This is a genomic window from Mesorhizobium sp. M0621, from assembly GCF_040320745.1.
GTDB lineage: Bacteria > Pseudomonadota > Alphaproteobacteria > Rhizobiales > Rhizobiaceae > Mesorhizobium.
The window spans coordinates 22541-49342 of record NZ_JAMYQF010000007.1; the positions used below are offsets into that span (position 1 = coordinate 22541).

The 26802-nt window shown below is 62.8% G+C and carries 23 protein-coding genes and 2 pseudogenes; 22 read left to right on the forward strand and 3 right to left on the reverse strand.

All coding sequences use genetic code 11. The annotated features are described in order from the left end of the window. Positions 1–16 precede the first annotated feature (16 nt). Positions 17–222: pseudogene (locus NKI38_RS06990) on the forward strand (LysR family transcriptional regulator); the annotation flags it as partial. Positions 223–315: 93 nt separating this feature from the next. On the opposite strand, the pseudogene NKI38_RS06995 reads toward NKI38_RS06990, so the two are convergent. From NKI38_RS06995 to NKI38_RS07005, 3 genes and pseudogenes are all read right to left on the reverse strand, one after another. Continuing rightward, positions 316–1305 (reverse strand): annotated as a pseudogene (locus NKI38_RS06995) (mannonate dehydratase); the annotation flags it as partial. Between the two features lie 4 nt (positions 1306–1309). Further along, entirely contained in the window at positions 1310–2095 is a 786-nt protein-coding gene (locus NKI38_RS07000; protein ID WP_352655898.1) for an SDR family NAD(P)-dependent oxidoreductase, read from the reverse strand. Beyond that, the gene (locus NKI38_RS07005; protein WP_352655900.1) at positions 2088–2846 is read right to left on the reverse strand and encodes a FadR/GntR family transcriptional regulator; all 759 of its coding nucleotides are present in this window, start codon (positions 2844–2846) and stop codon (positions 2088–2090) included. Before NKI38_RS07005 ends, NKI38_RS07000 begins: the two co-directional genes overlap by 8 nt. A gap of 178 nt (positions 2847–3024) precedes the next feature. On the opposite strand from NKI38_RS07005, the gene uxuA reads away from it, so the two are divergent. From uxuA to NKI38_RS07110, 21 genes are all read left to right on the forward strand, one after another. Then, complete coding sequence (gene uxuA / locus NKI38_RS07010; RefSeq protein WP_352655901.1) at positions 3025–4209, forward strand: mannonate dehydratase; 1185 nt, start codon at positions 3025–3027, stop codon at positions 4207–4209. Between the two features lie 117 nt (positions 4210–4326). After that, positions 4327–5469, forward strand: a complete 1143-nt coding sequence (locus NKI38_RS07015; RefSeq protein WP_352655903.1) for an ABC transporter substrate-binding protein — start codon at positions 4327–4329, stop codon at positions 5467–5469. Next, a complete protein-coding gene (locus tag NKI38_RS07020) occupies positions 5469–6320 on the forward strand; it encodes an IclR family transcriptional regulator (protein ID WP_352655905.1) in 852 nt (283 codons plus the stop codon). Before NKI38_RS07015 ends, NKI38_RS07020 begins: the two co-directional genes overlap by 1 nt. A 27-nt stretch (positions 6321–6347) precedes the next feature. Beyond that, positions 6348–7376, forward strand: a complete 1029-nt coding sequence (locus tag NKI38_RS07025; RefSeq protein WP_352655907.1) for a sugar ABC transporter substrate-binding protein — start codon at positions 6348–6350, stop codon at positions 7374–7376. A gap of 70 nt (positions 7377–7446) precedes the next feature. Then, a complete protein-coding gene (locus tag NKI38_RS07030; protein ID WP_352655909.1) occupies positions 7447–8430 on the forward strand; it encodes an ABC transporter permease in 984 nt (327 codons plus the stop codon). Beyond that, complete coding sequence (locus tag NKI38_RS07035; RefSeq protein ID WP_352655911.1) at positions 8420–9952, forward strand: sugar ABC transporter ATP-binding protein; 1533 nt, start codon at positions 8420–8422, stop codon at positions 9950–9952. The genes NKI38_RS07030 and NKI38_RS07035 overlap by 11 nt, the downstream gene beginning before the upstream one ends. Positions 9953–9997: 45 nt before the next feature. Continuing rightward, on the forward strand, positions 9998–10993 hold the full coding sequence (locus NKI38_RS07040) for an ABC transporter permease (protein WP_352655913.1): 996 nt from the start codon (positions 9998–10000) through the stop codon (positions 10991–10993). 1 nt (position 10994) lies between these two features. Further along, entirely contained in the window at positions 10995–11780 is a 786-nt protein-coding gene (locus NKI38_RS07045) for an SDR family NAD(P)-dependent oxidoreductase (protein ID WP_352655914.1), read from the forward strand. A 21-nt stretch (positions 11781–11801) separates the two neighbouring features. Then, a complete protein-coding gene (locus NKI38_RS07050) occupies positions 11802–13007 on the forward strand; it encodes a CaiB/BaiF CoA transferase family protein (protein ID WP_352655916.1) in 1206 nt (401 codons plus the stop codon). A gap of 2 nt (positions 13008–13009) precedes the next feature. After that, entirely contained in the window at positions 13010–13792 is a 783-nt protein-coding gene (locus NKI38_RS07055) for an enoyl-CoA hydratase/isomerase family protein (RefSeq protein WP_352655918.1), read from the forward strand. Then, positions 13789–14805 carry an aldose epimerase family protein gene (locus tag NKI38_RS07060; RefSeq protein ID WP_352655920.1) on the forward strand — a complete coding sequence of 339 codons (1017 nt, stop codon included), beginning with the start codon at positions 13789–13791 and terminating at the stop codon, positions 14803–14805. The genes NKI38_RS07055 and NKI38_RS07060 overlap by 4 nt, the downstream gene beginning before the upstream one ends. A 14-nt stretch (positions 14806–14819) precedes the next feature. Then, positions 14820–16583, forward strand: coding sequence for a CoA-transferase (locus tag NKI38_RS07065; RefSeq protein WP_352655922.1), 1764 nt, complete (start codon positions 14820–14822; stop codon positions 16581–16583). Between the two features lie 15 nt (positions 16584–16598). Continuing rightward, positions 16599–17435 (forward strand): SMP-30/gluconolactonase/LRE family protein, encoded by an 837-nt coding sequence (locus NKI38_RS07070; protein ID WP_352655924.1) that lies wholly within the window; start codon positions 16599–16601, stop codon positions 17433–17435. Between the two features lie 101 nt (positions 17436–17536). Then, entirely contained in the window at positions 17537–17779 is a 243-nt protein-coding gene (locus tag NKI38_RS07075; protein ID WP_352655926.1) for a hypothetical protein, read from the forward strand. Positions 17780–18015: 236 nt separating this feature from the next. Further along, a complete protein-coding gene (locus NKI38_RS07080) occupies positions 18016–19551 on the forward strand; it encodes an FGGY-family carbohydrate kinase (protein WP_352655928.1) in 1536 nt (511 codons plus the stop codon). Continuing rightward, complete coding sequence (locus NKI38_RS07085; RefSeq protein WP_352655930.1) at positions 19548–20324, forward strand: DeoR/GlpR family DNA-binding transcription regulator; 777 nt, start codon at positions 19548–19550, stop codon at positions 20322–20324. The genes NKI38_RS07080 and NKI38_RS07085 overlap by 4 nt, the downstream gene beginning before the upstream one ends. Next, entirely contained in the window at positions 20321–22033 is a 1713-nt protein-coding gene (locus tag NKI38_RS07090; RefSeq protein ID WP_502899261.1) for a glycerol-3-phosphate dehydrogenase/oxidase, read from the forward strand. The genes NKI38_RS07085 and NKI38_RS07090 overlap by 4 nt, the downstream gene beginning before the upstream one ends. A 373-nt stretch (positions 22034–22406) precedes the next feature. After that, positions 22407–23417 (forward strand): sugar-binding transcriptional regulator, encoded by a 1011-nt coding sequence (locus NKI38_RS07095; RefSeq protein WP_352655932.1) that lies wholly within the window; start codon positions 22407–22409, stop codon positions 23415–23417. A gap of 33 nt (positions 23418–23450) precedes the next feature. Continuing rightward, on the forward strand, positions 23451–24107 hold the full coding sequence (locus NKI38_RS07100; protein WP_352655934.1) for a DUF2291 family protein: 657 nt from the start codon (positions 23451–23453) through the stop codon (positions 24105–24107). Continuing rightward, the gene (locus NKI38_RS07105) at positions 24104–25645 is read left to right on the forward strand and encodes a sugar ABC transporter ATP-binding protein (protein ID WP_352655936.1); all 1542 of its coding nucleotides are present in this window, start codon (positions 24104–24106) and stop codon (positions 25643–25645) included. The genes NKI38_RS07100 and NKI38_RS07105 overlap by 4 nt, the downstream gene beginning before the upstream one ends. Positions 25646–25671: 26 nt before the next feature. Continuing rightward, on the forward strand, positions 25672–26802 hold the full coding sequence (locus tag NKI38_RS07110) for an ABC transporter permease (RefSeq protein ID WP_352655938.1): 1131 nt from the start codon (positions 25672–25674) through the stop codon (positions 26800–26802).

Sequence of the window (26802 nt, forward strand, 5' to 3'; positions counted from 1 at the left end):
AGAAGCGGCGTCGACGGAGCTGTTCGGCTGCGTCTACATGTCCTGAGATCGACTAGCCGCGTGGCGTGCGGGCGCACCGGATCCCATCCGGTGGATCGTCATAAGCATTCATGGAATCCTGGACTGGGCCAGCGAGGGTGAGGTTCGCGCCACGGGGTTCCATTCAGGACCTCGGACGCCGAGGCGCAGATCGTTGCCGTACGGCATGTTGGCGGCTTGGGCGGTGCGAGAAGGTCCCAGCGCCGCAGCATTCTGCACGAGCGCACGCATGTAGCCCAAGGCAAAGGCCTTTCCGGCGTGCCAGGGCGCATCGCAGGACATCTCCGGCGTATGGTCGGGGATCATCACTCCGTCATAGTTTTCATCGCGCAGGATGCGGACGATCTCGGCCATGTCGATGTCGCCGTCATCGACGAAAGTCTCATGATAGTTAGGCACCTTGCCGCGCACATTGCGGAAGTGAATGTAGCCGATGCGTTTGCTTCGTGCGAAGCGCCTGACGTGTCCGTAGATATCGTCGGTGCCGGGCATCTCCTGCAGCGAGCCGAGGCAGAGCTCCAGCCCATTGGACGGCGAGTCGACGATGTCCATCAGCCGATCGTATTTCTCCGGCCGGTTGACGAGCCGCGCGGCGCCACGCAGCGCTTCAGCCGGCGGATCGTCGGGGTGCGCGGCCATCACAACGCCGGCTTCTTCGGCCACCGGTATGATCTCGCGAAGGAAGACGTCGAGCCGCTGCCAAAGCTCGTCGCTGCTGACCTTCACCGTTTCGGCATTGGGCCGCCCGGCGCGATAGCGCATGTTCCATACCACGCCATCGGGGAGGGGCATATCGGGATCGATGGCAGCGAGATCGAGCCCCACCGACATCGCCTCGCCCCGAGCGAATGGGCCGCGCGACCAGCCCCAGACCCCGGCGATCGAGAAGTTGTAGCCGATACACGGAATACCGGCACGTCCGGCATCGCGAACAAGGCGCTTCAACCCTTCGATCTGTTTTGCCCTGTCAGGACCGCCGAGCAGCACGTCCGACCAGAAACGCGGCGAGAAATTCTCGATCGCGGCGATTTCCAGACCGTTGTCGCGCACGGTCTTCACCAGACCGACGAAATCCTCATAATCCCAAAGCTCATCGCTGGAGCAATCGCCCCAACCCTCGGCTTCGCTGCCGGCGGACAGCGAAGGATCGCGGCCGCGAAAATAGTTGGTGAGGTGGGCAACGATGTGGGTGGCGCCTGCCTGACGGGCGAAGCGGAAATTGTCAGGGGTCAGCGACTCCCGGTAAAGGCCAAGACCGATCTTCATGGCTTTACTTCACGCCGATGCCGGCGGTCAGGCCGCCATCTATTCTGTAGTCCGCGCCAGTGCAGAATCCGGCCTTCGACGAGCACAGGAAGGCGATCAGCTCGGCCACCTCTTCCGGTTCCCCGATGCGGCCAAGCGGATGGGCCGCGCCGAAGCGCCGGTAGGCCTCTTCGACATCGGCATCGCTGCCATTTTCGCCGCGTGCGGCCTTCTCGAGGATAGGCGTGCGGATCGAGCCTGGGCTGACCGAATTGACCCGGATGCCAGCCGGCGCATAGTCGAGCGCCAGCGATCGCGTCAGCGTGTGGATGGCGCCCTTGGTCGTGGCATAGGCGGCGACGTTCTGCTGGCAGGCGAAGCCCTGCACCGAAGCGACGTTGACGATGGCGCCACCGCCGCGCTTGATCATTTCCGGGATGCCGAAATGGGCGGTCAGATAGATCGAACCGACATTGACCGCCATCGCCCGGTTCCAGGTTTCCCAGTCGGTCGTCGTCGCCGTCCCGTAGGGATGCACCGCCGCGGAATTGACGATGATGTCGATGCCGCCAAACCGCTTGACGCCCGCCACGACCGCGTCGCGAACTTGGTCGGAAACGGAAACGTCAACCGTCTGCACCAGCGCATTCGCTCCGGCTCCGACGAGGCCTTCCCGCATGGCCGCATTGGCGGCCCCATCGATGCCGCAGGCGATGATCGCAGCACCTCCCTGCGCCAGGCGCCTCGCGGTGGCGAGCGCGATGCCGGTCGTGCCGGTGATCAACGCGACCTTGTTCTCAAAGTCAGACATGATGCAAATCCTTGGAAGGGTCCGTCAGCGCCGGCGAGGTGCGGGCGTTTTCGAGGTCGTCGGGGACGAAGCGCAAGCCGAAATCGAGATGCCGGCTCATCAGGTAGCTGTAGGCGATGCGGTCGCGCGCCCGCAAAGCCGCGATGATCTCGCCATGGGCGTGGCGTGTTTCGCTCAGCACCGGCCGGATGGATTTGCCGACGGTCATGATGTGCAGGATGACCGGCGACAGGAACTGATAGGTCTGCACCAGCATGCGGTTGCCGGCGAGCTTCATCAGCGCCAGGTGGAAATCGAAATCGCGCTGTGCTGCCTCCTGCACATCCTTGCTGGTTTCGATCAGGCCGTTGACCTCGTCCAGGGCGTCGAGTTCGGCGGCACTGGCGTTGAGAACGATGTGGTCGCCGATGCTCACTTCGATGATGCGGCGAAACCCCTGGATGTCGTGGAAAGAGGTCTTCGATATATCCATCTGCGCGGCGAAGAAGTTCTGGATCGCGATATTCTGGCGATCGGCCAGCACCGCGCCGACACGCGGCTTGGGATCGATCAGGCCATAGGTGCGGATGGTGCGCAGTGCCTCGCGTATCGTGTTGCGGCTGGCGCCGAACAGTTCGCCAAGCTCCCGTTCGGTGGGCAGCACGTCGCCGACGGACATGGCGCGGTTGCGAATGAGGTCGAGGATCTGCCGCACAGTCTGATCGACGGCCGAACTGCTGACCGCCGCATCGTCCGCCGCTTCTTGATCCAAGGCATTGTTCCTTCTTATTTGTTGGACCAAGGCTAGGCTGAAACGGATAGGAAATCAATCAGCGTCCGGAGAAAGGTCGAAAAAGGATCCCGCCATCGGTCGATTCAAGAAGAATTGAGCGTGTTGACAGGTCTGTGGTCCAACAATAATGTCGCCCACCTGACATTGAGGAGGCTTCATGGAGCAGTGCTGGCGTTGGTATGGACCGAACGACCCGGTAACACTCGATCATGTCAAGCAGGCGGGCGCGACAGGCGTGGTGACAGCCCTGCATGATATCTACGACGGGCGCGCATGGCCGCTCGATCGCATTCTGGAGCGCAAGCGCATCATCGAGGCGGCAGGGCTGACCTGGTCGGTTGTCGAGAGCATCCCGGTCCACAATTCCTTCAAGATCGGCGCACCGGAACGCGAGCGCTACGCTGGCTTCTATCGCGACAGCATCCGCACACTTGCCAAGGCCGGCATTGCGACGGTCTGCTACAATTTCATGCCCGTGGTCGACTGGACCCGCACCGACCTGGCCTATCGGCTGCCGACCACCGGCTATGCGCTGCGGTTCGACGCGGTCGATTTCGCGGCGTACGATTTGTTCGTGCTGAAACGCAGGAACGGCGCGGCAAGCTATACGCCGGCGCGTATCGCCGAGGCGGAAGCGCGGCTGAAGGAATTGGGCGCGGAGAAGATCGACCAGATCGAACGCAACCTGATCGCCGGCCTGCCGGCGACGGAGCGCAGCTACAACAGGGACAGTTTTCGTGAGGCCCTGGCGGAATACGACGCGATCGGACCGAAGGAGCTGCGCGACAACCTTGCCTGGTTCCTGCGCGAGATCATTCCGGTGGCCGAAGAGGAGGGGGTGCGCATGTGCATCCATCCCGACGACCCGCCCTTCTCGCTCTATGGCCTGCCGCGCGTCGTTTCGACCGCCGAGGATGCGCGTTTTATCCTCAACGCCGTCGACAGCCCGGCCAACGGCCTGACGTTCTGCACCGGCTCCTACGGCACGCGCGCCGACAACGACATCGTCGCCATGGTCAAGGAATTCGCCGATCGCATCCATTTCGTCCATCTGCGCAACATCACCATCGAAGATGACGGCTCGTTCTATGAAGCCGAGCATCTCGAGGGCGGCACCGACATGGCGCATGTCATCCTCGCTCTGATGCAGGAAGAGGCGCGGCGCCGCAACGAGGGCCGCGCTGACTGGCGCATTCCGATGCGCCCGGACCACGGCCACCTGCTCGCCGACGATATCGGCAAGACCAGGATCAATCCCGGCTATTCGCTGATCGGTCGGCTTAAGGGTCTCGCCGAGCTGCGTGGCATCATGCGCGCCGTCGAGCGGTTCGGGCTGGCTTGAAGCTGTCAGGAAACAACCCGCAGTTTGCATATGTAAAAGTTACTTGTCTATGTGAAAATAGCTGCTACGAATGCGGGCCGGGCGGACATGCTCGGTTCCAGGGAGGAATTGCCTGAAATGACAAGACTGCGCGGTCTTGCGTGGGATCATCGACGTTGCTGGGGTCCGCTCGACGCCAGCGTGGCGCCGTATTGCGCTGGCAATCCAGGCCTTGAAATCGAATGGGACCGCCGCAGCCTCTATGAATTCGGCGAGGGTGCCCTCGGTCCGGTGCTCGGCACTTACGATCTGGTCGTGTTCGATCATCCCTTCATCGGCGACATCGCGAAGGATGAGCTGATGGTGCCGTTCGACGCCTATCTGTCGGCCGAACAAATCCGTTTCTTCGAACGCGATTCGGTCGGTGCGTCCTGGCGCTCCTACGCAAGGAACGGACGCCAATGGGCGTTGCCGGTCGATGCCGCTTGTCAGGTCGCGTCCTATCGCCCGGATCTCCTGGAGCGTTACGGGCCGGTGCCGCGCACACATGACGAGGTGGTCGAGCTTGGTCAGCGTGCCCGCAAGAACGGCAAGTGGCTTGGCCTGCCCTCGGTCCCGACGGATGCCATGTGCATGCTTCTGACGCTTGGCCGCCCACAGGAGAACGGTGAGCAATTCATTGCCAGGGAGATGATCGAGCAGGCCATCACTCAGTTGCGTGAGCTTGCGGCACTGTCGCATCCGAACTCATCAAAATGGAACCCGATCCGCTGCTATGACCATATGATCGCGTATGACGACGTGGTCTATGTGCCTTTCGCGTTCGGTTATGTGAACTATACCTCCAAGAGTGACAGGCCGTGTCTGCGCTTTGCCGACGTGCCGACGCCGCATTCCGCCGGAGCCTTGCTCGGCGGTGCCGGCATCGGCGTCAGCGCCCAATCGAAACACAAGCAGGCCGCGATCGACTACGCGGTGTTCCTGTGCTCGCCCGAATACCAGCGCGGCGACTATGTAAAGTCGGGCGGACAGCCGGGATCGCTGGCGGCTTGGAAAGATGTCGAGGTCAATCATCTCTCCGGCAATTTCTTCAACTCGACGCTTGCGACGATCAGCTCGTCCTATCTGCGTCCGACGCACCCTGGCTTCATCGCCTTCTTCCGCGAATGCGCGCCGCATGCGGCGGCGGCCATCGCCGGCGACATTTCGGCGGCCGAACTCGCCGACCATGTGAATCGCCTCTACCGCGAAACCAGGCAACCGGAATGGAGCATTGCGTGATGGCCGCTAATGTTGCCGAGACGCTCGACGACAGCGAAAGCGGTCGCAACGGCTATCGTGTGCCGGCGGTAGACAAGGCGCTCGACGTCCTGGAGTTCATGGCCGCCAGCGCTGAAACGCTGACCCAGACCGAGATCGCGGCCGGCCTCGGACGCTCCATTCACGAAATCTACCGCATCCTGCTCCTGCTGGAAAAGCGCGGCTACATCTTTCGCACGCAGTCGGACCGCTTCCGCCTGTCGCTGAAGCTGTTCGAACTGGCGCACATGCACCCGCCGGTAAACCGGCTGGTCGAATGCGCGCTGCCGGTGATGCGCGAACTGACCGCCAATGCCGATCAGAGTTGCCACCTCGTGGTGCGCGAAGGCCAGAACGCGCTGGTGGTGCTGCAGATCGATTCACCGCTGCCGATGCGCTACTCGGTTGCCTTGGGGTCGCATTTCCCGATCCTCGAAACCAGTTCAGGCGCGGTCTTGCTCGCCCATTCGAACCGGGCCGAGCGCGACCGCATTGTCGATCGCATCGTGACCGCCGGCGAAGGACAGGGCACGCGGGCCGAAATCGAGGCACGGCTGAACGAGGTGGCCAGGCTCGGCTACGAGATGCGTGCCTCGTTGGCCGTCGAAGCCTGCACCAACATCTCCATGCCGGTGCGCGATCACACCGGCGCCGTCATCGCCGCACTCACGGTCCCGCTGCTGCCGCAGAAGGCGGCACGGTTCGACCGGCAGACCGTCTTCGAACGCACTCGCGCAGCCGCTGAGAAGATATCGGCGGAGCTCGGTTGGGGGGAATCCAACTCTTCGTTACGTGCCGACCCGGAACGGCGGGACTACCCGTTCAGCGATTAACAAAAGCGATAAACCTGGGAGAAGAAAATGCACTGGTCCAAGTCAATCCTGTTTGCATCCGCGGCCGCGCTGGCCATGGGCGCGGCTGCCCATGCCGAGAACATGCCCAAGCGCATCGGCTACGTCACCAATTACGCCACCCATGAATGGTACCAGAACGTCATCAAGGGCATGAAGGCTCATGGGAAGGAACTCGGCATCGAGGTCGAGGTACAGGACGCCAATCTCGACATATCCAAGCAGGTCGCTGCAGCCGAAGACTTCATCGCCAAAGGCGTCGATGTGCTGATCATCACGCCGGTGAATGAAGAAGGTGTGGTGCCGCTGCTGCGTCAGGCCAAAGCCGCCAACATTCCGGTGGTGCTCGAGGGCAATCCGGTCAAGGGCATGACGACGATGGTCGCCATCTGCGACTATGACACCGGCTATTTCTCCGGCGTCGAGGCCGGCAAATATGCCAAGGAAAAGCTCAGCGGCGTTGCCAAGGTGATGAATGTCGGCCTGCCGCTGCTTTCCGCCACGGTGCTGCGCTCGCACGGCTTCATGGACGGGCTGAAGACCGTCATCCCTGACGCGGTCATGGTCCACGACCTTGACGGCGGCGGCAATCCCGACCGCGCGCTCGAAGTGTCTTCGGCGGCACTCGCCAAGAACGCCGACATCAACATCATCTACGGCATCAACGACTCGTCGTCGCTGGGCGGCCTGCAGGCCTGGAAGGCGGCCGGCAAGTCGCAGGATGGCCTGTTGACCGTCGGCACCGGGGGCGAGGGGCTTGCCTTCATCAACGCGATGCAGAACGAGCCGTCGTATCGCATCGAGGCCGCAATGTTCCCGGAAAAGGAAGGCTTCACGGCAATCGATGCTGCGGTCAAGCTCTTCAACAATGAGGAAGTGCCGGAGCATATCGTCAGCCCGACCGCGCCGATGAACGGCGAGGACTGGAAGAAGTTCTATGATTACGACGGCACCACCCGCACCATCAAATGGGATGCCGTCAACGCACTGCAGCCGCCGGCAAAGTGCATGAAGACCTCCGCCGACCTGAAGAAATAAAGCCGGCTGACTTTGCCCTTCCCGCGTTGCGGGAAGGGCGCCTGAACCATAGCGGCCTGAATGGATTGAGATGAGCGAGCTTACACACGCCTCCGCGCCGAAGCGCTTAGTCGGCGGACAGCTGCTGGGCAGCAGCCAGCTTGTGCTGGGTGTCATCCTGGCGGTGCTGTGCATTGCCATCTCGATCGCGGCGCCGCAATTCTATTCGGAGGCCAACATCATCGCCATTCTGCGCCAATGCGCGCTGGTGCTGATCGTTGCCTCGGGCATGACCATGCTCATCATCACCGCCGAGGTCGATCTGTCGGTCGGCGCTTCACTCGCCTTCGTCGGCTGCATCGGTATGGCGGTGCTCAATTCTACCCATAGCCTCACGCTCGGCTTGCTGGCGGCCCTTGCCTTTGCCGGCGGGGTCGGCCTGTTCAATGGGCTGGTCGTCACCAGGCTGCGCGTCAACTCGCTGATCGCTACCATCGGCACGATGATGATGCTGCAAGGCGGCGTCTATCTGTTCACGCGCGAGGCGGTGCAGAACCACAATCAGCTCGCAAGCTTCACCGATCTCGGCGCCGGCTACGTCGGCGCGGTGCCGGTTCCCGTCATTCTGGCGGCGCTGATCTTCGTGGTTGCCTATGTAACGCTGCGTTTCACCACGCTCGGCCGCTACCTCTATGCGGTTGGCGCCAATGAAAAGGCGGTGCGCCTGTCCGGACTTCGGTCCGAGCGCCTCAAGCTGTTTGCCTTCGTTCTCACCGGGCTCTGCGTCGGCGTTGCCGGCATGATCCTGTCGTCGCTGATGAATGCCGGCCAGCCGACCGCCGGCCGCGGCTTCGAACTGACGGTCATCGCTGCCGTGATCCTCGGCGGCACCAGCCTGCTCGGCGGCCGTGGATCGCTCTTCGGCACCTTGCTCGGCGTACTGGTGCTGAAGGTGATCGACAACGGCATCATCATTCTCGGCTGGAACCAGGACCTGCAGATGGTGGTGCCGGGCATCGTCATCATCCTCGCAACCTATCTCGACATCATCCGGAACAAAGCCAATGTCCGTTGATTTCCTTCATCCTGGCGAAGGCGCGGCCATCGACACCAGCGTGCCGGCGCTCGAACTGCGCGGCATCGACAAGCGCTTCCCCGGCGTCGTGGCGCTCGACAATGTCGACTTCAGCCTGGAGCCCGGCAAGATCCACGCCTTGATGGGCGAGAATGGCGCCGGCAAGTCGACGCTGATCAAGATCATGGCTGGTGTCTACGGCAAGGATGCCGGCACCATCCGCCTGCGCGGCCACGAGGTCGACATCAAGTCGCCGCGCGACAGCTTGAAGGAAGGCATCAAGGTCGTGTTTCAGGAGATCGCGCTGATCTCCGAATTCACCGTTGCCGAGAACATCTTCCTGGAAGGCTATCCGACCGGCAGAGCCGGCTCGATCGACTGGAAGAAGATTCGTGCCGATTCAGCTGCGCTATTCCACCGCATCGGCTTCAATGTCGATCCGGCGGCACGCACGGGATCGCTGCCGGTCAGCCAGCAGCAGATGGTCGAGATCGCCCGTGCGCTCGCCCATGAAGCCCGCGTCGTGGTGATGGACGAACCGACGTCCTCGCTGACGCCCAACGAGGTTTCGCTGCTGTTCACAGTCATCCGCCGGCTGGCCAGCCTTGGCATCGCGGTGGTCTATGTCAGCCACAAGCTCGACGAGGTGTTCGAGATCGCCGACACGGTGACCGTGCTGCGTGATGGGCGCCACATCTCGACCAGGCCGATCGGCGAGCACACCAACGACACGCTGATCCAGGACATGATCGGCCGGCGCATCGACAATCTGTTTCCCCGCCAGCGTGGCGCGGCGGGCAGCAAGGTCGCGCTGTCGGTGGAGAACCTCACCACGGCGAAGAAGCTGACCGACGTCTCCTTCGAGGCACGAGCTGGCGAGGTGCTCGGCTTCTTTGGATTGATGGGCGCTGGCCGCACCGAACTCGCCAAGGCGATCGTCGGCTATGACCCGATCACTGCGGGCACGATCACCGTCGACGGCAGCCGGCTCGTGCCGCATGACACGCGCACCGGCGTCAAGCTTGGCATCGGTCTGCTCACCGAGGACCGCAAGAGCGAAGGGCTGATGGGCGAACTGCCTGTCTACCAGAATGCAAGCCTGGCCTCGCTCGGTGCTTTCGCCCGCCTGGGGTTCGTCGACAAGGCGAAGGAACACAAGGCGGTGCAGGACTATGTCGACCGTTTCCGCATCAAGACGCCCAGCCTGTTCCAGCAGGTGAAGAACCTGTCGGGCGGCAATCAGCAGAAGGTGCTGATCGCGCGTTGGCTGATGCGGGGCCTGAAAGTGATCGTCGTCGACGAGCCGACGCGCGGCATCGACGTCGGCGCCAAGTCGGAAATCTTCGCGCTGATCGACCGGCTCGCCGGCGAGGGCCTGGCGGTGGTCATGATGACGTCCGAGATGCCGGAACTGCTCGGTCTTGCGGATCGGATCGCGGTGATGTGCGAAGGCCGCCTGACCGTGATCATGTCGCGCGAGGAAGCCACACAGGAGAAGATCCTCAATGCGGCGATCGGGTAAGATGATGACATCAAGCGATCAGCCCCACCTCGAAGGGAGCATGAGATGAGCTTTGCAGCCACGGCTTCCGCAAAGGCCCAGCCATCCATGCTGGTGCGGCTCGTTGCCCGACAGGAACTGGCGCTGCTCGTCTGCCTCATCCTGGTTCTGGCGTTCTTTTCTTTCACGGTCGAGAATTTCTTCTCCGTGCGCAATTTGACCAACGTGCTTGGCCAGGCGTCGCTGCCGCTGATCGCCGGCATTGGCTGTGCCATCGTGTTCATTTCCGGCGAGGTCGACATCTCGATCGGCTCGCTGCTGGCGACCATTGTCCTACCGCTGATCATCATCATGAACGACACCAACTCGCTGTGGCTCGGCATCAGTGGCGCGCTGCTGTTCGGGCTGATCATCGGCGTGGTGAACGGCTATCTCACCGCTTATGCCGGCATCAACTCGCTGATCGTGACTTTGGGCACGATGTTTATCATGCGCGGCGGTGTCTATCTCTATACCGGCCAGCGCGCCATCCCGGACGATGCCAGCCTCGACAGCTTTATCGCTCTGTCGGATGGCCGCCTGTTCAACACCATCCCCTATTCGGCTGTCATCGCCATCATCCTGCTCGCCGCCTTCGCCTACATGATGCAGCATCGGCCGTTCGGGCGGCAGATCTATGCTGTCGGCGGCAATCAGGAGGTGGCGCGGCTGGCTGGCTATGATGTGCGGCGCGTCAAGTTCATCTGCTTCATCATCAGCTCACTGCTGGCGACGGTCGCGGGCATTATTCTTGCCGCGCGCGTCGGCTCGGCGCAGCATACGGCGGGGCTCAATTTCGAGTTCCAGGTCGTCGCCGCGACGGTTCTCGGTGGGGTCAGTCTTGCCGGCGGCATCGGCAGCCTGACTGGCATGGCTCTGGGCGTGCTGATCCTGCAGTTCCTGTCCAACGGCCTGCGCGGGCTCGGCCTGCCGACCGAATGGCAGCTGGTCATCACCGGCATGATCATCATCGCCGCGGTCGCCTTCGACGAGGCGAAACGCCGGCGCGCGAATGGAGGCTGACATGGCTCGTCTCGAAGGGAAAACCGCCGTCATCACCGGTGCTGCCGACGGCATCGGGCACGCGATCGCTGAAGCGATGGCGCGCGAAGGCGCGCATGTTTTCCTCGGCGACATAGCCGACGGCGTGGGCGAGGAATTCGCGACCGCACTTCGCGCCGCCGGCCGTCAGGCCGATTATTTGCATTGCGACGTCTCTCAAGGGGCCGACATCGCCGGCCTCATCGACAGCGCCGTCAAGAAGACCGGGCATCTCGACATCTTGGTCAACAATGCCGCCATCGCCATTGGCGGCATGCCGGTGCACGAGATGACCGATGAGCAGTGGCACCGGCTGATATCAGTCAACCTGACCAGTGTGTTTCGCGGCTGCAAATACGCGCTGCCGCACATGATCGCGCAGAAATCCGGCTCGATCATCAACATGGCCTCCGCACAGGGGCACATCGGGCTTGATGGCTGGACCGCCTATGCCGGCGCCAAGGGCGCGGTGATGGCGATGACGCGCCAAATGGCAGTCGAGTTCGGCCCCCTGAACATCCGCGTCAATTCGATCTCGCCGGGCACCATCAACACGCCGATGAACGACAGACTGATCAAGGAGATCGGCGGCAACTTGGCCAAGGCGTGGGTCAAGATGCATCCGCTCGGCCGCATAGGCGAACCTTCCGAAGTGGCCGAAGCCGCCGTCTATCTCGCCTCCGATGCCGCGGGCTTCACCACCGGCACCGATTTGCGTGTGGATGGCGGACTGACCGCCGCACCGCGCTATGTTCCCGAACTGCTTTGAAAACACGAAACGAGATTTGAAATGAACAAGGCCCTCGAAGGCGTCCGCATCCTCGATTTCAGCCATTTGCTGCAGGGGCCGTTCGCCACGCAGCTGCTCGGCGACATGGGCGCCGACGTCGTCAAGGTCGAGCGTGCCGGCGCCGGCGACATGTTCCGTGGCATGACCTTCTTCGCCAAATGGGTGGGCGGTTCCGAGAGCCCGAATTTCCTCGCCTGGAACCGCAACAAGCGCTCGATCGCGCTCAACCTGAAGAGCCGCAAGGTGCACGCCATCCTCATGGAGATGGCCAAGACCGCCGACGTCGTGGTGCAGAATTTTCGCCCTGGCGTGCTGGCCAAGCTCGGCTATGGCTACGAGGACTTCAAGGCCATCAATCCGCGCATCATCTACTGCTCGGGTTCGGGCTATGGCGAGGAGGGCCCCTATGTCGAGCGCCCCGGCCAGGACATGCTGATCCAAGGGCTAGCTGGGTTGATTGCCAACACTGGCCGCGGCGATCAGGCGCCGGTTCCGGCCGGCGCCGGGCTCGCCGACCAGATCGGCGCCATGAACATGGTCTACGGCATCCTGTCGGCGCTTTATTATCGCGAGAAGTCCGGCAAAGGCCAGAAGATCGAGGTCAATCTGCTGGCCGGCCTGCTGGCGCATCTCAATCAGGAATATGTAGCCGTGCTCAATCTCGGCGAGGATTTCGTGCGGCCCAATTCCGGCATCGGCCATCCCGGCATGCAGGCGCCGTTCGGCATCTACGAGGCGAAGGACGGCGGCTACATTTCGATCGCCATGAGCCCGTTCAAGACGCTGTACGAGGTGCTGGAGGCGCCGCAGCTTGCCGTTTATGACGACCTCAAGACCTTGTTCGATAAGCGCGACGAGGTGTTCGAGAAGGTCAATGCGGAGACGAAGAAATTCGCCACGCAGGATCTGCTGGCGCGGCTGCTGGCAGCCGACATCTGGTGCGCCGAGGTGAAGGATATCCGTCGTGCGGCCGAAGACCCTCAGGTCAAGCACATGGGCATGATCACCAGCTATGATCATCCGCGCGGCGGCAAGGTGCGGGTGGTGGCGCCTGCGGTCAAGATGAGCGAGACGCCCGCGACCATCGAACGGCCGGCGCCGTTGGTCGGCCAGCATGGCCGCGAGATCCTGGCCGAGTTCGGCCTTTCGAAGGAGGAGATTGCAGCATTGGAGGCGTGCGGCGACATGACCGTGGACGCGGCCTGACAATGCGCGTCTACCAGACACTCACGGTCGAAGCTTTGGGCCGCGTCGCGGTCGTCACCTTCCGCCGCGCCGACCAGCTCAACGCCATGAACCGGATAATGCAGGGTGAGATCACCGACGCCTTTGAGGCGCTGTCCGGCGACGCGGGGGTAGGGGCGATCGTGGTGACCGGCGAAGGTCGTGGCTTCATGGCCGGCGCCGATATCAAGGAATATGCCGCGCAGACCGCCGCCGAATTCGACACGTTCCAGGCAGCAGGCATGCGCATGTACGCGGCGATCGAGAACAACCGCAAACCGGTGATCGCGGCGGTCAACGGCTTTGCCCTGGGCGGCGGCATGGAGCTGGTGCTGTGCTGCGACATCGTGATCGCCAACCAGTTCGCAAAGCTCGGTCTGCCGGAGATCAAGCTCGGGCTGGTTCCCGGCGGCGGCGGCACGCAACGCAGCGTCGCCAAGCTCGGCCGCAACCGCGCCAACCTTCTGCTGATGACCGGTGCCATCGTGCCGGCCTCCGAATTCGTCGCTGCCGGCCTGGTCAACGAGGTCGTCGATGTCGACAGGCTGATGCCGCGCGCGCTGGAATTGGCTGAGGTGATTGCCGCCGAGCCGGCCGCCGCGATCGAAGGACTGAAGGCGCTGACAGTGCATGCCGTGTCGGGCGATCTGGCCGAAGGCCTTGCCATGGAGCGCGACATATTGGGCGATCTCTATCGCAGCGAGATCGGCCAGCAGCGGGTCAAGGAGTTCGCCGACAGGAGCACGACAAAGAAGGCTGCACCGTGAAGACCGGCGACGACTATCGCGGACTGGGCTGGGCGCATGGCGCGCTGACTGTCCAGCGGCTCGGCGCGATGCTCGCGCCGGTGACTTTCATTTTGGCGGACGGTCGGCAGGTCTCGCCGATGCACATCGCGCCGTGGTCGAGCGAGCCGGGGGCGGCTGCGCTGCCGGGCATCCTGCGCAAGCTGCGCGGCGAATGGCCCTGCGTGCCCTTCGGCTATTCGGTGCCCGCCGAAGGGTGGCCCGAGACTTGGGCGCGGGTTATGGGGCCGCCGGGGCTGGACGAAGAAGTCCACGGCCACAGCTCCAACCATGACTGGACCTGGCGCGACAGCGAGAGCGGATCGCTGTCGCTGGTACTGGACTATCCCGAGGGGAGTCCTGTCGAGCGTGTCGAACGGACGATTACGCCCAATCAATCGGCACCGGCAATCGACATTGAATTCAAGATCACCGTCCGCCGAGCCTGCCGCTTGCCGATCGGCCTGCATCCAGTATTCCGGCTGCCTTTCAAGACAGGCGCCGCTACGCTGGAACTCGGAGGCTTCGATGAAGGCCGTACCTATCCTCACGATGTTGAACCGGGTGCTGCACTGTTTGCCAGGAATAAAACGTTTTCCGAACTGATCAGTGTGCCGGCGCGCACAGGCGGTGTTGTCGACGCCTCGCGATTGCCTCTGGCCGCCGACACCGAGGAATTGCTGCAGATAGAGGGGCTCGATGGCGCGGCTGCGCTCGCCAACCACGCGGACGGCTATCGGGTAAAACTCTCCTGGCAGAAGGAGCATTTTCCGAGCCTTCTGCTCTGGTACTCCAACCGCGGCCGCAAGGCAGCACCGTGGAATGGGCGCCATGTCGCCATTGGTATCGAGCCGATCTGCTCACCCTTCGGGCTCGGCCCAGCGACCGCGCTGGCTGACAACCCCATCGCCCAATCCGGCATTGCGACGGCACTGGAATTCTCAACCGAAAAGCCATTCGTGACCCGCTACCGCATCGAGGCGTCCGCGCTGTGAATGATCGTGCCGCAATGTCCCTGGTCAAGTCGAACCGGCCGCGCTTCACTGATGTCGAAGGGCTGGCCGCGATGGTCGGCCAAGGCGACTCGCTTGGCGTCGGCGGTCACCATTTCGCTCGGCTGCCGATCGCATTGCTGCACGCGATTGCCCAGCTGGGCGTCAAGAATTTGCACTACGTTTGCTGGGCGGGCGGGTTGCCGCTCGAGCTGCTGCTCGAAGCGGATGCGGTGGCGGAAATCGACCTCTGCTTCTCCAGTCTCGATATTTTCGGCCTGCCGCCGAGGTTCCGTGCCGCCGCCGAAAGCGGAGCGATACCGGTTCGCGATTGGACGGCACTGGCCATGATCCAGGCGCTGCGGGCGGCACAGCAGAATCTGCCGTCCATGCCGTTCCAGCTTCCGGATGGTTCGGACATGCTGTCGCGTTTGCCGGGTGCGAGCGCCATGGCCGATCCGATCGCCGGAACAGATATGGGATTTATCCCGCCACTGCGTCTTGACACGTTCGTCGTCCACGCACAGCGCGCGGACGAAAGCGGCAATGTGCAGATCCTTGGCCCGCGCGCACTGGACTTCGCAATGGCGGGCGCGGCGCGCAAGGTGCTGGTCACGGTCGAGGAGGTCGTCCCGGTCGGGGCGCTGCGGCAGGACGGGCGCCAGAGCGTGCTGACCCGCAATCAGGTTTCGGCCATAGCGCTTATGCCGGGCGGTGCCTACCCGGCCTCGTGCCTGCCATTCTATGTCACCGATTATCAGGCGCTGTCGCAGGCATTGGCGGCCAGGGAAACGCCCTTGGCGGACAGTCTGCGGCTGCCCTCTGATGGCGTGCCGAAGCCGCTGCAAAAGGCCGCGAAGGTTCGCGCCAAAACGGCCCTCGCAATGCCGGCGCTCGCACATGGTGAGGAGAAAGCATCCGTCGACGAGATCATCGCCGCTCGGATCGCCGCCGAGCTCGACAATGAAAGCTTTGCCAGCGCGGGTGCCGTCTCGCCGCTGGCCAATGTCGCCTACCGGCTGGCAAAGGCGACGCACGCGCCGGACATGATCATCGCGACGATGAGTTGCGGCCACCTCGACACCGCGCCGAGCCCGATGATCCTGTCGCTGATCGAAAGCCTGGATTGCGAGACGGCGGTGACGCATGCCGGCGGCGACGACACCTACTCGACCTACTATCAGGCAGGCGCTGTAACACATGAGATCGTCGGCGCGGCGCAGGTCGACCGACGCGGCCGCGTCAACACCATCGCGCTGCGCAAATCGAGCGGCGGCCTGATACGGTTGCCAGGGCAAGGCGGCATGGCCGATGTCGCCAACATGCACCGCGACTATTTGCTCTACATTCCTCGTCATTCGGTCCAGTCGCTGGTGGATGAGGTGGAGATCGCGAGTTCCGCCCGCGGACTGCTGACCCCGGCAGAGCGAGAGCCGATGGGCTATCGCACCGGCCAGGCGCTGGTGTTCACCGATCTCTGCGTCTTCCGGCTCGACCGGATATCCCGGGAATTGATCGTCCTCGAGACCATGCCAGGTGTCACGCGCCAGCAGGTCCGCGACGCCACCGGGTTTGCGGTGACCTTCGACGCCGATTGCCGGGAGGTCCCCTTGCCTTCCAGCGATACGCTCGCTGTGCTGCGCAATCGCATCGATCCGCTTGGCCTGCGTCGCCTCGAATTTGTCAGCGCCAAGGAACGCGGTGCGCTGATCGCCGAGATCCTCGCCGCCGACCGCGCGATGGTCGATCGCTGCATCGCCGCACAGAGATCGCAGTCGTAAGCTGAGGAGCGCTTCATGGCAAAGCCATTGCTCGACATGTCCGCCGCGCGCGTTTTCTTCGATGGCATCTTCACCAGCCCTCGCGTCGCGCACCCGGAGGGCGTGGCCGTCCACCGTGACGGGTCGATCTGGTGCGGCACCGAAACCGGCGACCTTCTGCGGCTGGCCGCCGACGGAGGCTCGGTCGAACGCATGGGCGGCACGGATGGCTTCCTGCTCGGCATTGCTTTCGACAGCGCGGGGAACTGCTTTGCCTGCGACCTCAGGCACGCCGCGATTTTTCGCTGGGATGCCGCGACAGCGCGCATGGAACGCTTCGCGTCGTCCGGCATCCGCGTGCCGAATTATCCCATCGTCGACGAGGCGAGGGGCTGGCTCTACGTATCGGACAGCGTCGGCGAGGACAATCGCTCCGGCATCTTCCGCTACGATCTCAAGACGGGTGAGGGCCGTCTGTGGTGCCAGGAGGCGATGTCCTTCGCTAATGGCATGGCCATGGCGCCAGAGGGAAGCGGGCTTTATGTGGTGGAAAGCAATACGTCGTGTGTCAGCTACGTGCCGATCCTTGCCGACGGTGCGGCTGGACCCAAACAGGTCGTCATCGAGGGTGTGCACAACGTCCCGGATGGTCTAGCCTTCGCTCCGGACGGCTCGCTGTTCATTTCATGCTATGAGCCCAGCCGGATCTACCGCTGGCGCAAGGACCGGGGACTCGAGACATTGATCGAGGATTCGGCCGCGACGACGCTCGCGCACCCCACCAATATCGCCTTCAAGGGTAACAAACTCTACACCGCCAATCTCGGCCGCTGGCACATTACCGAGATCGATTTGACCTTGGCCGGTCGATAGAAGGACGCTCGACGTCCATAGCAGGCGATAGATGAGTTGCCAGTGTTGGCAAAATTCCCAGTGAAATCAAAAGCCTAGAACAGGTCCGGCACGGTAGCGCGTTGCTTTTGCCGATTGCCCTTGCCGCATTGATCGCCCTCCAAAAAAACACGGCTACCGGCGTCGATCTGCGCAATGTCCGCATGCGCTTCCTGTTCTTCGAGACATTCAAGTACCCGACGGCCGAGCTGACGGCGAAGGTGGATCCCGCCGTATTCGCCGATCTCATCTTTCGGTTCTATGGTGTTCGCAGGCTGAATGAACGATCAAATTGGGATGTTTTCATAGCAAAAAAACACAGATAAATCAGGGATTTTCGGACCCCTGCATCGCTCGTGGTGCTCGACTTTACGGACGCATGCTGAACTATCTCAGATGTTGACGTTAAATTAACATCTAGATATGGTTCATTTGATCCGTTGGGTGCCATCGCTTTTGTATCACCGTTGCTCGTCGATCGTCGCTATGTCTGTCATCCTTGCCCCAGCCTGCAGGATTGCCTTGCAGTGCGCATCGCCAGTCGCTGAAAGAGGCGGTGACCATGCCCTGTCTGCTCGGAATCGATAACGGTCTCACTGTTACCAAGGCGGTGATCTTCGATGCCGATGGCACACAATTGTCGGTGGCGCGCCGGCGGGTTGCGCAATCGATGCCGCATCCGCGCTGGGTGGAGCGCGACATGGCCGGCCTCTGGCAAGCGACCGCCGACGCAATCCGCGAGGCGATCGCATTGTGCGGCCGGCCTGCCGACGACATCAAGGCGGTTGCGGCGACCGCGCATGGCGACGGTCTTTACCTGCTCGACAAGGATCGTCGCCCAGTGAGGCCCGGGATCCTATCGCTCGACAGCCGCGCCGGCGAGATTGTCGAACAATGGTCGGCGGACGGGGTCTTCGAAGATGCGTTGGCGCGCACCGGCCAGGCGCCGCACGTCTCGGCGCCATCGGCGCTGCTGGCCTGGATCAGGAAGAACGAGCCAGACCGCTACGGGCGCATCGGGCATATACTGGCCTGCAAGGACTGGCTGCGCTTTTGCCTGTCGGGCACGATCGGCACCGACCGCACGGAGGCCAGCACCTCATTCACGGATTTCCGCACGCAAGCCTTCGCGCCGGAAGCGACGCGCATCTTCGGACTGGACGATCTGTTTGACGCGCTACCGCCGGTGGCGCATTCGGCCGAAATCGTCGGCCAGGTCACCGCCGAGGCCGCCGACATGACCGGCCTTGCCAAGGGAACACCGTTTGCATGCGGACTGCATGACGTGACCGCCTCCGCGCTTGGCATGGGCGGCCATGAGGAGGGCGTGCTCGCCATCGTCGCCGGGACCTATTCCATCAACGAAGTTGTCTCTTTGGAACCGCGCATCGACCCGCGTTGGTTCTGTCGCAACGCCATCGACGCGGGCCGCTGGAACAACATGGCGATCTCGCCGGCCTCGACCGCTAACTACGACTGGTTTCTCGACACATTCTGCCGTTCGGAGCAGGAAAAGGCATCGGTCGATGGTGGCTCGATCCATGAGTTTCTGGCAGGCGAGATCGACGCGGCGTTGAAGAAGAGGTCGACCATCCTGTTTCACCCCTATCTGTTCGGCTCCCCCTTTGGCGATGTCGCCAGCGGCAGCTTTGTCGGCCTTCATGGCTGGCACAATCGCGGCGATATGCTGAAGGCGGTTCTGGAGGGCATTGCTTTCAATCATCGCTCTCATGTCGAAGCCTTGCGCGAGGGCTTTGCTATCAGCGAGATCCGCCTGACCGGCGGTGGTTCGCGCAATCCGGCCTTCGTCCAGATGTTTGCCGATGTGCTGAATGCCCCGGTCACCATCACCTCGACCGATGAGGCCGCGGCTTTTGGCGCTGCTCTTTGCGCGGGTGCCGCGGTCGGCATATTCGCGACGCCGCAACAAGGTGCCAGGCAGGTCGGTATGACGGCGCGCCAATACGAGCCAGTGCCGGCCTCCAGTGCTGTGTTCAACGAGCGCTTTTCCCTCTATGGCCGCGTAGCCGCTGCGCTCGAACCGCATTGGCCGGAGATCGAGAAGCTGGCGCGGCAAGACACTGGGGGGACCGCATGATCAAGGCCGACGAACGACGCGAAGAGATCGCAGACTATGTGATCAAGCTCGGCCAAGTGCGCATAGACGATCTGGTCGAGCATTTCGGCGTATCGCGCATGACCATCCACCGGCACATCGACCGGCTGGCGCAGCAGGGCGTGCTGCGCAAGCTGCACGGTGCGGTGACGGTTCAGCCGTCCGGCCTTTACGAAAGCGCCTTCCGCTACCGGGTGACGGTCAACCGGGCCGAGAAGGATGCGCTGGCGCGGGCAGCACTGGATTATGTCGAAGCCGGCCAGGTGGTCATGCTGGACGATTCCTCGACGGCAAACGCCGTCGCCACGCTGCTGCTCGACGTCAAGCCGCTGACCGTCATCACCAACTCCGTGGCGACGGCGTCGCTGCTGACCAATGTCGATGACATCGATTTCATCTGCCTCGGCGGCCAGTACCACGCCACCTACAATGCCTATATCGGCATCGTCTGCGAGAACGCCGTGGCGCAGCTGCGCGCCAATGTGCTGATCTGTTCGGCTTCGGCCATCACCGGAACCACCGCCTTCATTCAGGACCCCAATGTCGTGCGGGTCAAGCAGGCGATGATGGCCGCATCGGTCAAGCGTATCCTTCTGATCGACCATGCCAAGTTCGACAGGATCGCGCTGCATGTCTTCGACGATCTGACCAGCTTCGACGTCGTGCTGGTAACCGAAGGCCTGGGCGATGCGCGGGCGCAAGCCCTCGAACGGGCCGGCGTCAAGCTGCGCGTCGTCAAGACGAAAGCACCATGAGCCCAGCTGAAGGAACACGTACGGAAAAACCTGCCGGGCGTCTGGTCGCCATGGCGGGGATCGGCCAGGTCGACGTCGTCATTCTCGGCGCCGGCATCAACGGGGCAGGCCTGTTTCGCGACCTGTGCGCGCAGGGCGTCAACTGCCTGATCGTCGACAAGGCGGACTTCGGTTCGGGCACCAGTGCCGCGCCATCGCGGCTCATTCACGGCGGCCTGAAATATCTCGAGACCGGCGAATTCGGTCTCGTGGCGCAGTCGACGCTCGAACGCAATTTGCTTTTGAAAAACGCGCCGCACTATGTCAGCCCGCTGCCGACCGTCATCCCGATCTTTTCCTGGAGCAAGGGCATGCTGGCGGCGCTGCGAACGCTGTTCGGCTCGACCAGCGCGCCGCGCAGCCGCGGCGCCATCCTGATCAAGATCGGCCTGATGATCTATGATTTCTATGGCTCGCGAAACCAGGTCATGCCGCGCCACCGCATGGTCGGGCGGCGCCAGGCGCTCAGCGGGATGCCGGCGCTCAATCCTTCGATCGTCGCCACCGGCACCTACTACGACGCCAAGATAAGCCACCCTGAAAGGCTAGTGCTCGAGCTGATCCTCGATGGACTGCGGGCAAATGCGGCCTCGGCCAGCGCGAACTACACGGCGCTGATGGCTTCGGCCGATGGCGTGCTCACCTTCCAGCCGGAAAACGGCGCGGCATTTTCGGTGCGGCCCAAGCTGGTGGTCAATGCCGCCGGTCCCTGGATCGATGACGTCAACGACTTGCTTGGTGCGCCGTCGAAGATGATCGGCGGCACCAAGGGCTCGCACATCCTGCTGAAGCATGACGAACTGGTCAAAAGCCTGGCCGGGCGCATGCTCTATTTCGAGGCCGACGACGGCCGCATCTGCCTTGTCTATGACTATCTCGGCCTGGCGCTGGTCGGCTCCACCGACATCAAGGCCGACAATCCCGACGAGGTGCGCTGCGAGCCCGAGGAAGTCGAGTACCTGCTCAATAGCGTGCGGACGCTGCTGCCGGGAATGGCGTTCGAGCGCGAGCAGATCGTCTATGCCTATAGCGGTATCCGGCCGCTGCCGGCCTCCGATGCATCGGTACCTGGGCTGATCAGCCGCGATCACTCGGCGCCGGTCGCCGAGCCGGACCGGAACAGGCCTTTCGCGGTTATCTCGCTAATCGGCGGCAAATGGACGACCTTCCGTGGCTTCGCCGAGGAAGTCGCCGATACGGTGCTTGGGCGCCTGAAGCGCAGCCGCAAGGTGACGACGCAAGCCATGCCGATTGGCGGCGGCAGGGATTTTCCGCCCGATGCTTCGGCACGCGCAGACTGGCTGGCCCGGGCGCGATCGGAAACGGGCATCGAGGAACGGCGCCTCGATCAGCTGCTGTCGCGATATGGCACCAGAGCTACGCAGATCGCCAGGCATGGGCCGGATGATGAGGGTCGACTGCCGGATTCAGAAAGCTACAGCCGGTCGGAAATCGACTACATCGTCCGCAACGAATTCGTCGAACATCTGGCTGATATCGTCATGCGCCGCAGCACCCTGGCGATTGCCGGTTCCCTGACCGGCCGGGACTTGCAGGAGATCGCGTCGATCGCCGCGCGGGCTCTTGACTGGAGTGCTGAGCGCATTGCGCAGGAAATCGAGGCCGCAGTTGTGGAACTCGAGGGCCGGAACCTGATGCGGTTGGACTGATCGCGTCATCGGGCAATGCCGATGGCTTTTCTCAAGGCAATCCTATCGGTTTGCCCATGGCTACGTCGCGTGTGCAACACAGCGTGACACAGCCTGATTGGGATTTATGTGCCGCCGGACATAAATGATTGAAAACAGATATTTAGTTTGAAGATCGGCAGCAAATACCGGTTGCTGTCTCGATGGTATTGAAGTTCGATAACATCGATTGACGTTAAAATAACACATCATTATGATCACCCAATATGCAGACCTCCTAATAGGGCCACACAGAATTCCCGTAGGCCAAATCCGGCGAGGGATTGACAGCGATGCAGGGATGTGAAAATTTTTGCACACAAAGATAATAATATCATCCTGGGGAGGAGATGGCTTGAAATCCGGCGGAACCGCTAGCCGCGACCATGAATCCAGCCTCGCCACGCGAGCGGCCTGGCTTCACTATGCCGGGGGTCTCACGCAGGCCCAAGTGGCCAAGCGGCTTGGCCTGACCAGCCTCAAGGCGCACCGGCTTATCACCCGGGCCACCCAGGATGGCCTTGTCAGGGTGATCATCGACGGCGACGTCGGCGAATGCATCGACCTCGAGCAGCAGCTGATCGATGCCTACGGGCTCGATTACTGCGAGGTCGTTCCCGATCTCGATCAGGACGAACTGCCGCTGAAGGCGCTCGGCATCGCCGGCGCGCAGTTTTTGAAGCGCGAGATCGATCGCGGCGAGGACATGCTGATCGGCGTCGGCCATGGCCGGACCCTTGCTGCAAGCGTCGAGTATCTGACGCGCACCGCCGCCGCCCATATCCGTTTCGTCTCGCTGCTTGGCGGCGTGACGCGTAAATTCGCGGCCAACCCGCACGACGTCATGCATCGGCTGGCCGAGCGGACCGGCGCGCAGGCCTATGTGATGCCGGTGCCTTTCGTCGCCAACACCGCCGAGGACCGTGAGGTGCTGCTTGGCCAGCGCGGTATCAGCGATGTCTTCGAACTGGCAAGCCGGTCCGACCTGATGTTCGTCGGCATAGGAACCGCCGAGCGGGAAGCCTCGCTGGTCGCTACCGACATGATCGAACATTCCGAAATCGATGAGGTCAAACGCGATGGCGGCGTCGGCGAGTTACTCGCCCACTTTTTCGACGACAAGGGACGCCCGGTCGATACGGCGCTGTCGGAAAGAATTCTGGCGCTCCCGCGGGACCAGTTGAAAGGCCGCAGGATCGTTGCCGTCGCCGGCGGCAAGGTGAAGGTGCGGGCGATCAGGGCGGTGCTCGAAAGCCGTTATCTGAGCGGCCTGATCACCGATGAAAGCACTGCGCGCGCTCTTGTCGAAAAGAACCAATCCAATGGTGCAAAGCGCCATGTGAACGGAGGATCGTCAAATGCGTGACAACGGCAGATCTGCCTTGCAGGCGGTTGCGTCATGAGTGCGAAGGCTGCAACCGCATCGACCCGTCAGGCCTCGCCCGTCCTGCGTCGGGCACTTGCCGGCGCGGCAATTGTCGTCCTGCTCGGCGCCATGGCGCTCGACACCAAGGTGGTCAGGATCGGGTCCGCAGGCGACGTTCGCAGCGCCGTGTTTTCCGCAGCAGACTATGGCAAGTCGGAATTTCCCAAGGTGCAGGCCGATGTCGAGGGCCGTGCCGCCGACGCCGTGACAGTGGCGACGGCGATCGCCAAGGACAGGGCGACGGCCGAAAAGGAATACGGCGTGCCCGCGGGTGTCGGGCCGGTCATCTCGGTCAAGTTCAGCGGCGTTGTCGGTGAAGGAAAATCGGGCATCTACAAGGTTGCCGTCGATGGGTTGCCCGACACGCTGATGATCCGCGTCCAGACGGGACCGGCTATCAACGGCACGGAGCTGCGCGACGCCACCGGCAAGATCACATTCGGACAGTTCACCAACCAGATCGAATACCAGGACGCCGGCTCGGCGCTGAACAACGAGATGAAGAAGGAAGTCCTGGCCAAGATCGACACCAGTGCCTTGACCGGCAAGACCATATCGGTGGTCGGCGCCTTCAAGCTGGTCAATCCGAAGAGCTGGCTGGTCACTCCGGTGAGGCTGGACGTCAAATGAGACCGGCTGCCGGCAACGGACCCGCGAATGGCGACGCCGTGCTTTCGGCGCGCAACATCGTCATGTCGTATGGCGGCGTCCACGCCCTCAAGGGCGTCAATTTCGACATCCATCGCGGCAAGGTCACCACGCTGTTCGGAGAGAATGGTGCCGGCAAGTCGACGCTGATGAAGATCCTGTCTGGCGTCGTCACACCGACATCCGGCGACATCGTGCTCGACGGCAATCTCGTCAGTTTTTCCTCGTCCTCGGACGCGCGCGATCGCGGCATCTCGATCATCCACCAGGAACTCAGCCTGGCGCCGAATCTGAGCGTTCGCGACAACATCTTCATGGGCCGAGAACTGCGCACCAGGACCGGCCTCGATTTCGCCGAGGAATCGCGTCAGGCGCGCGCGCTGATGGCCGATCTCGAAGAGGACATCGACCCAATGACCCTGGTCGAGGATCTGCGCCTCGGGCAGCAGCAGATCGTCGAGATCGCGCGGGCACTGTCGGTCGATTCCCGCATCCTGATCATGGACGAACCGACCTCGGCGCTTAGCGCCACAGAGGTGGAGGTGCTGTTCAAGGTGATCCGCGATTTGACCAGCCGCGGCGTCTCCATCGTCTACATTTCACATCACCTCGAAGAAGCCCTGCAGATCACCGACTACGCCGTCGTCCTGCGCGACGGCGCGATCACGGCGACGGCCGAAGCCAGGGATATCGACCTCGAATGGATCGTGCGAAACATGGTCGGCGAGAACTTCGATCTCGGCTCGCCGCCGACCGGTCATGCGTTCGGCGAGGTCGCCCTGTCGATCGAGGATGTCAGCGTCGTCGACACTTCTGGCTCCGGTTATTCCGTCGTCGATCACCTGTCGCTGGATGTCAGAGCCGGCGAGATCGTCTGCATTTACGGGCTGATGGGCGCCGGGCGCACGGAATTGCTGGAAGCCGTCGCCGGACGGGTACCGATGGCGGGCGGCCGCGCGCTTCTGGAGGGCGAGGACGTCTCGGGGCTGAGCATCGCCCAGCGCATCGCCAAGGGTCTTGTGTTGGTCCCCGAGGACCGCCAGCGCGATGGGCTGGTGCAGACCATGACCGTCGGTCGCAATCTCTCGCTTGCCAGCATCGAAGCGTTCGCCAAGGGGCTGTTTCTGTCCCGCACCAGGGAGCGTGGGCTGATCGAGGATTCGATCCGCAAGGTGACCATCAAGACCGCGGGCGGCAACGCCATGATCGGATCGCTGTCGGGCGGCAATCAGCAGAAGGTCGTCATCGGCAAGATGCTGACGACCAACCCCAAGGTCATCCTCCTCGACGAGCCGAGCCGCGGTATCGATGTCGGCGCCAAGGCCGAAGTCTTCCGCTTGCTGAGCGAGCGTGCCGCGCAGGGCCTTGCCGTCGTCTTCTCGACCTCGGAGGTCAACGAGTGCCTCAGCATAGCCCACCGCATCGTCGTCATGCGCCGCGGCAGGATTTCAGCCGAATTCGGCGCTAACGCCACCAAAGAGCAGATCATGGCCGCCTCCGGCGAAGCCGTGGTCGCCTGATCACCAGGAATTTCGGAGCCCAGACCATGACCGATGTCAGCCAGGCCAGAAAACAGTCCAGTCCAAGCGCGAGCGAAGGCTTCGATCTCGCCAAGCTGCTGCTCGAGGGACGGGCCTTCTTTGCCCTGATCGTCATCATCGTCGTCTTTTCGTTCCTGTCGCCCTACTACCTCTCGGTGGCGAACTTCCTCACCATGGCTTCGCATGTCGCCATCTTCGGAATCCTCGCAATCGGCATGCTGCTCGTCATCCTCAATGGCGGCATCGACCTTTCGGTGGGATCGACGCTGGGCTTGGCCGGTGTCGTTGCCGGGTTCCTGATGCAAGGCGTGACGCTGACCTGGCTGGGCGTCGTTCTCTACCCGCCAGTCTGGGTGGTTGCGGTGCTGGCCTGCATGCTGGGCGCCGTCGTCGGGCTGATCAACGGCGTGCTCATCGCGCGCTTCAAGGTTCCGGCCTTCGTCGCGACGCTCGGCGTCATGTACATGGCACGCGGCCTGGCGCTGCTGATGACCAGCGGCCTGACCTATAACAATCTCGGTGGTAAACCGGAGCTGGGAAACACCGGCTTCGATGCGCTTGGCTTCAACCGCCTGTTCGGCGTGCCGACCGGCGTGGTGGTCTTGGTGGTCATCGCGCTTATCGGCAGCATCGTCTTGAACCGCACCGCCTTCGGGCGTTGGCTCTATGCCTCGGGCGGCAATGAGCGCGCGGCGGAACTATCCGGTGTTCCGGTCAAGACCGTGCAGATTTCGGTCTATGTGCTTTCAGGCATCTGTGCCGCCATTGCCGGCCTGATCTTGTCCTCGCAGCTGACCTCGGCGGGACCGACCGCCGGCACCACCTACGAACTGACGGCCATCGCGGCCGTCGTCATCGGCGGCGCGGCACTGACCGGCGGGCGCGGCAACATCCGCGGAACCTTGCTCGGGGCCTTCGTCATAGGCTTCCTGTCCGATGGTCTGGTGATCATCGGCATCTCATCCTACTGGCAGACAGTGTTCACCGGCGCCGTCATCGTACTCGCCGTGCTCCTCAATGCCGTTCAGTATCGCCGCCGCAGCAAGCTCCCAAGCGCGACAGGTGGCCAACCGACTTCTCAGAAACGGGGGAAGGCCGAAGCGGCCAATCCTGCCCAAGGGAAGACTGCCAGGTGA

Bases quoted from the DNA above. Each gene is read 5' to 3' on its own strand.
- NKI38_RS07000 (WP_352655898.1), bottom strand. From the start codon at position 2,095: ATGTCTGACTTTGAGAACAAGGTCGCGTTGATCACCGGCACGACCGGC.
- uxuA (WP_352655901.1), top strand. From the start codon at position 3,025: ATGGAGCAGTGCTGGCGTTGGTATGGACCGAACGACCCGGTAACACTC.
- NKI38_RS07015 (WP_352655903.1), top strand. From the start codon at position 4,327: ATGACAAGACTGCGCGGTCTTGCGTGGGATCATCGACGTTGCTGGGGT.
- NKI38_RS07020 (WP_352655905.1), top strand. From the start codon at position 5,469: ATGGCCGCTAATGTTGCCGAGACGCTCGACGACAGCGAAAGCGGTCGC.
- NKI38_RS07025 (WP_352655907.1), top strand. From the start codon at position 6,348: ATGCACTGGTCCAAGTCAATCCTGTTTGCATCCGCGGCCGCGCTGGCC.
- NKI38_RS07030 (WP_352655909.1), top strand. From the start codon at position 7,447: ATGAGCGAGCTTACACACGCCTCCGCGCCGAAGCGCTTAGTCGGCGGA.
- NKI38_RS07035 (WP_352655911.1), top strand. From the start codon at position 8,420: ATGTCCGTTGATTTCCTTCATCCTGGCGAAGGCGCGGCCATCGACACC.
- NKI38_RS07040 (WP_352655913.1), top strand. From the start codon at position 9,998: ATGAGCTTTGCAGCCACGGCTTCCGCAAAGGCCCAGCCATCCATGCTG.
- NKI38_RS07045 (WP_352655914.1), top strand. From the start codon at position 10,995: ATGGCTCGTCTCGAAGGGAAAACCGCCGTCATCACCGGTGCTGCCGAC.
- NKI38_RS07050 (WP_352655916.1), top strand. From the start codon at position 11,802: ATGAACAAGGCCCTCGAAGGCGTCCGCATCCTCGATTTCAGCCATTTG.
- NKI38_RS07055 (WP_352655918.1), top strand. From the start codon at position 13,010: ATGCGCGTCTACCAGACACTCACGGTCGAAGCTTTGGGCCGCGTCGCG.
- NKI38_RS07065 (WP_352655922.1), top strand. From the start codon at position 14,820: ATGTCCCTGGTCAAGTCGAACCGGCCGCGCTTCACTGATGTCGAAGGG.
- NKI38_RS07070 (WP_352655924.1), top strand. From the start codon at position 16,599: ATGGCAAAGCCATTGCTCGACATGTCCGCCGCGCGCGTTTTCTTCGAT.
- NKI38_RS07080 (WP_352655928.1), top strand. From the start codon at position 18,016: ATGCCCTGTCTGCTCGGAATCGATAACGGTCTCACTGTTACCAAGGCG.
- NKI38_RS07085 (WP_352655930.1), top strand. From the start codon at position 19,548: ATGATCAAGGCCGACGAACGACGCGAAGAGATCGCAGACTATGTGATC.
- NKI38_RS07090 (WP_502899261.1), top strand. From the start codon at position 20,321: ATGAGCCCAGCTGAAGGAACACGTACGGAAAAACCTGCCGGGCGTCTG.
- NKI38_RS07100 (WP_352655934.1), top strand. From the start codon at position 23,451: ATGAGTGCGAAGGCTGCAACCGCATCGACCCGTCAGGCCTCGCCCGTC.
- NKI38_RS07105 (WP_352655936.1), top strand. From the start codon at position 24,104: ATGAGACCGGCTGCCGGCAACGGACCCGCGAATGGCGACGCCGTGCTT.
- NKI38_RS07110 (WP_352655938.1), top strand. From the start codon at position 25,672: ATGACCGATGTCAGCCAGGCCAGAAAACAGTCCAGTCCAAGCGCGAGC.